The sequence below is a fragment of the Bifidobacterium apri genome (assembly GCF_009299485.1).
Taxonomy (GTDB): domain Bacteria; phylum Actinomycetota; class Actinomycetes; order Actinomycetales; family Bifidobacteriaceae; genus Bifidobacterium; species Bifidobacterium apri.
Genome location: NZ_WBSO01000018.1, coordinates 20,130 through 28,558, shown reverse-complemented (window position 1 = coordinate 28,558; position 8,429 = coordinate 20,130). Strand labels below are relative to the sequence as shown.

The following is an 8,429-nucleotide window of genomic DNA, read 5'->3' as shown; positions in this document are numbered from 1 at the left end:
ATTTATTTTTTTTGTTAACATACCTACCACTACAAAAACACCCCACTAAAGGATGCTAAAAGTGGATGCTAACAACAAGCAACCAACATAGACCTACAACCACCTAGCAAATAGAAAACCCATAAGGCTTCCCTTCGCCGCCGGGCGTACCCCGTCACAGCACATTATCTCACAGACGATACGCACATCTGGTTACGCGAAACAGGACGCAGTCATCTGCGGGTCGCGGCAACCGCCAGATACGTGAAGAACAGCGCAATCGGCACAAGCATGGCTCGTATGGTACCCAGATCCGCCACAAGGAAATTCCACCAATTCGGTGACATACCTGACGCAGATCCCCTGCCGGCTAAAGACAGGAAGCAGAAGATGACTGCGTCCCACGTCACACTGGTGCGCGGCGAACAGAACAAGCTGCACAGCATACCCAGCGAGACGAATCCCAGCAGCGAACGGAAACATAGCCATCCCTCACTCGTCCACATCGCAGCGACCAGACAGCATGCCAACGCCATGACCACATGCAGCGCGAGCACATGCACAGCCGTTACCAGCGGCAAAGGGCGGAATGCAGAGCGTTCGATATCCGTGGCCGACGCACACGAATACACAATGAATACCGACAAAGGCAGCACCGCGAGCATCGAGAGATGGAAGACGCTATCACCACCGAACAATGCCGGAAAGGACACCGACCAATCCGACAGTACGGCAGCCAACACCATAACGACCATAACGCAGACATACTGTGCGACAATATGATGCGCGCGCATCCACAATCTCATCGGCAAACCTCCCAAATCGCGCTGGCAAACAATGCGACCTCACTGTTCATTGCACGTGTTATCTGCACATATCCGCCTGCTCCGTCATGACGGCGCGCACCCAAACGACCTTCTGGCTGTTGCTCAACGCATCGAAATCATGCTGTACGGCATCAATCCCAGGAATATCGCCCTGGTTGGTGCTGCCGTCTACACCTGTGACCCTGTACAGCCACTGCTGTGCTACGAGGTGACGCAGATACGATTCAGAAGTCACCTGGCATTGGCCTGTTTCCAAGCGCGGCGTCGTGCTGTGCAAACCATTCACAATCGCCATCCGCAGCTGCCGCTCGTCCATCGCGTTATCCACGCCAATCACCCAGCCAGAGGAACCCGGTGCCGCCTCAACGATACGCGACGGCGTCGAATACCCAACGGCATCGAGATGCCCACGAACCTCCACCGTCTGACGTGCCACTGCCTTGGCAAGATCATGATGTTCCTGCCACAAGCACACGGTCAGCTCACCATGACCTGATGATGCGGAATCCCCGGGCATACGTTCGCACACCTGCCCGCTTGTACGCGGCTCACCCGGGAAACTGCCATACGGCAAGGCTAAAGCCCTACCGGCCAGCAATGCGGCGAGCATGACCCCAACGCAGCCAAGTGCGCACAACACAAACCTGCCGGTTGCAATCTTCGCCGATACACGATCGGAAGTTCCCCATACGAGTACGACAATCACCGCGCACATCATCAAGCCAACGGACACGACCATGGACGCGAACACCGGTCGCAGAGCAATCTGCATGTCGGAAGGCAAGCCGTCGTAATAGAATCCATTCACATGTTGAAGCCAGAAGATATCCACTGCTGGCGCATACACGATAGGCAGATAGTTCAGAACCATCGCAAGCGGCGGCGCCAGCCAGTACGGGGACACGAGCGCAATCAGTAGCGCCACTGACATGGCCGCCGGAATCCTTATCAACGCGCCCGCCATGGCGATGACATCATGGTCGGTCACCATTGACCTGCAATGCGCAAGTACAAGACCCCATGCGACTGCCATCGCAAAGCAGCCAAGAACCAGCGTCGGCATGCCGCGGGAAACCACGACATGCAACAGCGAACGACCATGAGGAACCGATAGTATCCCGCCACGTTTCAACGAAGCGATATCCCATGCGAATATCGCCCCACAGCAGGGGAGTACCACAATGATTGCGGAATTAGCACTGAGCACCATACTCGCGGCATATCCACTACGCAATGAGTCAGCCAACGGGTGATACAGCAGAATGTACACGACCACCGCAGCCAGCACCGGCAGTGCACAATACATGGCTGCACTCGTACGCCACGGAGTCCCGCCCCATAGGACATGACGTTTCACGACATTGACGCGCGGGCGCTCGCCAGTGTTTGTATGGTTATGGAACGTTGTCGTAGTGCTCATTTCCGGTCCACCAGACTCGCGAATGCCGCGGTACCGATATCCGTACCCTGCGCTTGTGCCTTTTCTTTGGGAACCAGTGAGAAGAATTCTTCCGGCGTTCCCCACCAAATTGCATCACCGTGATCAATAACCACGATGGTATCGAACAAATCCATCAAATCCCCAGTTTGGTGGGTCGACACAATCATGTGGACATGCTGTGCGAGGCGTTGCAGAAGCCGTTGCAGAGAAAGACGTTCCACTGGATCGAGTCCGGCGAATGGCTCGTCGAGCAGGAGCCACGATACGTCACGAATCAATGCTTGTGCGATGCCGAGGCGACGCAACTGGCCTCCGGAAAGTCCGGTTGCTCGCTCAGCCGATTGTTGTGAGAGACCGACCTGCTCCAACACGGAATCGACGTCTGAATTGGCCTGGGCTGTACTCAGCCCACCAAGCCATCCCGCGTATATGACGCTTTCTCGTGTCGTAAATCCAGGAATCGCTTGAATGTTCTGGGGAAGCCACGCGACCTTCTTGCGATAATCACGGATGGAAGCATGGTCGACTGGTGCCCCGTCAAGGCGTATGCTTCCGCTGTTCGGATGTTGTGTAGTGGAAAGCAGGGAGAGGATTGTGGATTTCCCGGCGCCGTTGCGTCCTAACAGAGCAGTGGCCGGTGCCGTAAATTCCAAGGACAACCCGTTGAGAATCATGGGACCGTGATGCGAATACCGGAATTCGACATCGAGAAGCTCCAGTGACATATTCCCCCTGCCTTCAACATTGAGGTATATTGGTGAATCTCCAGTATAAACTCATCAATAGGTTACTGTAACTGATCCAACACTCATGCTTGCATTATCTGGCGTTGAGGTTACGCGGAATTTGTAATCTCCAGTAGACTGTGCACCCCAATTTGCTGTTCCATTATTGCATCGCAAGGTAATTTTCCCTTTTGACTGATCGGGGAGCATAGAAATGACTCTTCGCAGCTCTAGCGTAGTGAATCCATAAGGATTAGAGCACTGAGCAAGATGAACAGTTGTTGATGTGTGATCATTGACTCGTTTATTCCATACCCTAGAATTGAAACCCGGACGCACTCCTGTCATTGAAGTGTTAAAGCTGCCTTCGGCAAACGCAGGGGCTGCACCGGCCAAAATGAGGCATGAGCACAGGATGCTGATTGCCATGTTGCGCATTCGTTTTATTGCATTGTCCTTACTCTATTCTCCACTTTGATATTGAGTCATACGGGTATGTATGACAATTTCATTGTAAGGTGTATGAGTTTCAGCTGTGAATACTTTCAGTAAATGTGCAGTGAACGAGCTGTGAATCAAGATATCTTCAACAGGAGTTAATGTGGGTGGCCAAAGAATTCGCAATAATAAAAATAGATATATCTGTCTGATATATACGGCTAATTGAATAATTATAAAGTCTATTGGCAACAAAATGATATATAAAATTAATAACAAAGTATATTCATGCTGAATATGAGAATATTATATTCATATTGTCTAATGTGTCCCCTTCTAAATTGAAGACTTTAAGGAACAATGTGATAATAGGTGCATATTGACGGTATGTATTCAATCATCATTGCATACATCCTACGTATTGCCAGTCTTGCGGCGTCAATCCGTTCAGTCGACTTCGCCCGCGGAATCGGCCATTTGCATGATGACCACGTCGTGGCGCAAGCGGGATGCCTGGTCGTGGGTGAGTGAACCGTTGTCGCGTAGCGCGGCGATGGCTTCCAACTCCAGCGTGTGCGCCTGTGCCTGGGCGTCCTGGATGAGTTCACGGCATCCGGCGGTCATGCGTTGTGCGGGCTTACCCGGGCGGATAGCCGTGCCATCTGCCGTATGGCCGTCCGGTGCGGGGCCGAGCGCACGGTTGGCATGGGCGAGGGGAGTACTCCGTTGCGTCAGCCGTCGAGCCGCCTTCGCCCGCACATGCTGGTCGTCGGTCAATGGTTCCGGCGACTCGGCGATATCACGCAAATACGTGTCGGTACGCTGCTGGATCGCGGTGACCAGTGCGATGAACTGCCGCTGGTCCGCCTGGCTGCCAAGATGCCGGTCAGGCGAATGGTGCATGCCGCGAGCGGCGAATCGGTGCCCGATGGCGGACAGGACACCTCTGACCGCCTTGACCTTGCGGCGGCGCCCGTGCATCATCTGTGTCGCCCGGTGCAACGCCTGACGGCACAGGTCGACGGTCGCATCATCGTATCCGCCCTGTGCGGCGATGTCGTCAAGATACTGTTCCTGCAGCGTACCGATCTCATCAATGAGCACCCGTACCGCGTATGAGGTGACAGGGTCAAGCTCGTCATCAAGCTCGCACACCTGCGCCTGATATCCGCGCAGCACGAACGCGGTGGCGAACGCTCCTTCCCTCGTATGCTCGCTTGACAGCCGGCCGGTAAGCCCTTCCACCACATGTTCGGCGATTCCACGCCTCGCTTCCAACAGTGCGCGATCATCCTGATGTTCGGTCTGCGGGGCGAGCAGCGGCATGACGAAGTTCGCCAACAGCAGGGTGATCACGATGACACCGGATGCGATGAACAGCAGGTCGTCGCGATGCGGGAACGCTGAACCGTTGGAGAGCGTGACCGGAATGGTCAACGCGATGGACAACGTGACTGCGCCTTTCGGGCCGCCCAGTGTCATAATCGTGGCGTCCCGGGCCATACAACGCCAGTCGTGGCGCGCGGCATGCCGATTGTGCAGCAGGTCCATGGCCATGAGCCAGACCCATCGAATGCCCAAGGTGACGATGGTCGCCACAGCAGTGAGCAACAGCAGCTGCCCGGTGGCGACCGATCCGTTCCACGACGGCAACAGTGCCGCGGGCAGCTGCATGCCCAGAATGAGGAACACCACGCCGTTGAGGATGAATGACAACGTTTGCCAGATACTGGAGGACACCAGTTCGAGTTTGGCGCGGGCGGTGGAACGGTGGTGGGGGAGCAGCGTGAACACGAGACCCGCCGCGACCACCGCGAGAATGCCGCTGACATGCAGCGCTTCGGCGCCGAGAAAGACCGCGAAGGGGATGACCAGCTCGTAGACCACATGGAAATGGGTACCGTCAAGGCCGATGGCACGTACACCGTCGCCGATAAGCGCGGCAATCAGACCGGCGACGGCACCCAATACAAGACCGCCGGCGAAGGAGATGGCGAAGGTGCCGGTCGCCTGTGACAGCGAGAACGCACCCGTTGTCGCCGCGGCGACCGCGAACTGGAATGACACCACGCCGGACGCATCGTTGAACAGTGCCTCGCCTGAAAGTGTCGCCCGCTGGCGTTCATCCAGCGCCACGCTCCCGGAGAGCGAAGCGACTGCTGCCGCATCGGTCGGCCCCAGGGTCGCACCCAAAGCAAAGGCGGCGGCCAGCGGAATGCTCGGCTCCAACAGATGCAAGGCGAACCCCACGCCGAGCGTGATCGCGATGACCAGACCGATGGCCAGCGATAGGATACCGCCGAGATTGCGCATCAAGGCTCTGCGGTCGATATGCCGGGATTCATCGAACAGCAGAGGTGCGATGAACAGGACTAGGAACAGTTCGGCATCCAGGTGCGTGTCGAGCGCGGTCGGAGCCCCCAGCATAATGACTACGCCCATGATCATCTGCACGAGCGGCAGAGACAGGCGCGTCATGATCTGGTCCAGCACGGCACTCACCAGCACTGCGGCGATCAGCAGCAAGGTGGTAATCAGCAGTTCCATCCGCATCTGTCCTTTCTTCCGCCCTGCCCTCATTCGGGCGTTATCTGAGTCTTCGCTCAGCTATCGGCCACATAAGCCGCGCTGTGTCACTTCTCCGTATTGCCGTTCGACGCAAGGAAATGCTCTTCGCTGGGCAGTACCGCGTTAAGAATGACCGCGACTACGAAGGACAGCGCGATGCAGTTGCTCGCGAAAATCGACTGGAACAAGGCAGGGAACTGGGCGAAGATACCTTGCACCTGCGTGAAGCCGATGCCGATGGTCAGGCTGAGCGCTGCGATGGCGATATTACGCTGGGTGAAGCCCGCCTCGGCGATCATCTGGAAGCCGGAGAGCACAATCGTGCCGAACATCATGATGGTGCAGCCGCCGAGCACGGCCTGCGGCAACGAGTTGAACACTGCCGCGATGCCGGGGACGAAGCTGGCGAGCACCAAAATCAGGCCGCCGGAGAGGATCACCTTGCGGTTGACGACTTTGGTCATCGCCACGAGCCCGATATTCTGTGCAAACGATGTCAGCGGCAGGCAGCCGAACAGGCCGGAGATGCTGGAAATCAGGCCGTCACCGGCGATTGCGCCGGCGGTTTCACGCTCAGAGGGCGCACGGTTGAGACCGACTTTCGCCAAGGCTGCGGTGTCGCCGAGCACTTCGACCGAGGACACCACGTACAGCAGGGCGAAGGAGATAATCGCGCCCGCGTCGAACTGCACCTTGAACGGCATGATGTGCGGAGCGCTGAGCACCGCCAGGTTCTGGAACCCTGAGAAATCGACCTTGCCCATGAACAAGGCCACCACATAGCCCACCACGAGGCCGAACAGCACCGACAGCTGCTTGGCGGTGCCTTTCATGAGCAGTTGGAACGCCAGGCATGCGACCAAGGAAACCAAGCCGAGGGTCAGGTTCTGCCAGCTGCCGAAATCCTTGGCTCCTGAACCGCCGCCGAAGGATGTCGCGCCGACGCTGAGCAGCGAGAAGCCGATCGAGGTGACCACGATTGCCGACACGATCGGCGGGACGAAACGGCGCCAGAAGCGTGCGGTCAAGCCCAGCACAAGTTCAAGCAGACCGCCGACCATCACCGCGCCGACGACCGCCCCGTAGCCTTGGTTGCTGACCACGGCGATCGCGGCGGCGACATAGGTGAAGGAGATGCCGGTGACCATGGGCAGACGGCTGCCGATACGCCACAGTGGGTACAGTTGCAGGCATGTGCCGAGGCCGGCGACCAGCAGGCCGTTCTGGATGATCATCGCGGACTGTTCCGGGCTCATCTTCGCGGCGGCGGTCACCAGGAAAATCGGCGCAAGATTGGCCACGAACATCGCCATCACATGCTGCAAGCCGAACGGGATGCCTTTCCAGAAGGAAATCTTGCCGTCCAGTTGGGTCAGCGGATTCGATCCCGCCGCGTTCGCCGTGTCGGATGGGGCGGCGGAGGTTGTACCTTCCTGCGTGTTCTTCTGTACTGTTACGCCCGATGCCGTCTCACCGTGCGCGGCGATAGTCTCCTGGGGCGTGTTGCCATTGCCCTGCGTCGCATTGCGCTTCGCTGCCGTCGCGTTATCGCCTGTTGCCGTCTCATCTTGCGCCGGTTGCGTTCCTGCGGAATCGCTCATGATGCCTCCTGCTTGTCTTTCCTGGTCTCTTCTCTGCTTATATGTTTGACACGAAGTCGTGATGTGTTATGCGTGAACCGCTCAGGCTTCGCGGAATGTGATTTCACCGGTTTCGGGATCCATGGATTCCACGATCGCCAACGATTGCAGGTCGTAACCGGCGTTGCGCAGCTTCGCGCCGCCATCCTGGAATCCCTTCTCGATCGCGATGCCGATGCCTTCGACCACCACGCCGGCCTCATGGCACAGTTCGATCAGACCCTCCATCGCCTTGCCATTGGCGAGGAAATCATCGATAAGCAGCACATGCTCGCCCGGATTGAGGAACCGCTTGGACACAATGACCGGGAACTCGCGCTGCTTGGTGAACGAGTACACCTTCGTGACGTACTGGTCGCCGTCAAGATTGATGGACTGCGCCTTCTTGGCGAAGACGACCGGCACGTCGCCGAAATGGCGGGCGGCGACGCAAGCGATGCCGATACCAGACGCTTCGATGGTCACGATCTTGTCGATGCGCTTGCCGGCGAACAAGCGCGCCCACGCCTCACCCATATGGTCGAACAGCCTGACGTCACATTGATGGTTCAAAAACGCGTCCACCTTGAGGACGTTTCCCGGCTTGACGATGCCATCACGGCGGATGCGTTCTTCGAGTTCTTTCATTGACCTGCCTCGTTTTCTTGTGGAGTCTCAGCCCTGGTTGTCAGCCGCACGTCCCGCATGTTGTGCGGGCTCGCGCCGACGTGCATGTCGTACACGGCTGCAATGGGCGTAATGGAGTGAGCATACCGCGAGCGCCGCACATCCGCCCGGCAGTAGGCGCGCGTCGTGCTGACCTGTGGCTGTG

Annotated in this window: 7 protein-coding genes; all 7 read right to left on the bottom strand. The window is 57.4% G+C overall.

The window, feature by feature from the left end; all coding sequences use genetic code 11:
- Positions 1 to 212: 212 nt before the first annotated feature.
- On the bottom strand, positions 213 to 773 hold the full coding sequence (locus DSM100238_RS08585) for a hypothetical protein (RefSeq protein ID WP_167511129.1): 561 nt from the start codon (positions 771 to 773) through the stop codon (positions 213 to 215).
- A gap of 70 nt (positions 774 to 843) precedes the next feature.
- Complete coding sequence (locus DSM100238_RS08580) at positions 844 to 2,226, bottom strand: DUF7224 domain-containing protein (protein ID WP_152356243.1); 1,383 nt, start codon at positions 2,224 to 2,226, stop codon at positions 844 to 846.
- Positions 2,223 to 2,972: an ATP-binding cassette domain-containing protein gene (locus DSM100238_RS08575; RefSeq protein WP_152356242.1), complete on the bottom strand. Its 750-nt coding sequence runs from the start codon at positions 2,970 to 2,972 to the stop codon at positions 2,223 to 2,225. Before DSM100238_RS08575 ends, DSM100238_RS08580 begins: the two co-directional genes overlap by 4 nt.
- Before the next feature lie 54 nt (positions 2,973 to 3,026).
- Entirely contained in the window at positions 3,027 to 3,410 is a 384-nt protein-coding gene (locus DSM100238_RS08570) for a hypothetical protein (protein WP_167511128.1), read from the bottom strand.
- Positions 3,411 to 3,857: 447 nt separating this feature from the next.
- Positions 3,858 to 5,957, bottom strand: a complete 2,100-nt coding sequence (locus DSM100238_RS08565; protein ID WP_167511127.1) for a cation:proton antiporter — start codon at positions 5,955 to 5,957, stop codon at positions 3,858 to 3,860.
- An 86-nt stretch (positions 5,958 to 6,043) separates the two neighbouring features.
- Positions 6,044 to 7,579 (bottom strand): nucleobase:cation symporter-2 family protein, encoded by a 1,536-nt coding sequence (locus tag DSM100238_RS08560; RefSeq protein ID WP_240812421.1) that lies wholly within the window; start codon positions 7,577 to 7,579, stop codon positions 6,044 to 6,046.
- A gap of 81 nt (positions 7,580 to 7,660) precedes the next feature.
- Positions 7,661 to 8,245: a xanthine phosphoribosyltransferase gene (locus DSM100238_RS08555; RefSeq protein ID WP_152356239.1), complete on the bottom strand. Its 585-nt coding sequence runs from the start codon at positions 8,243 to 8,245 to the stop codon at positions 7,661 to 7,663.
- Positions 8,246 to 8,429: the final 184 nt, after the last annotated feature.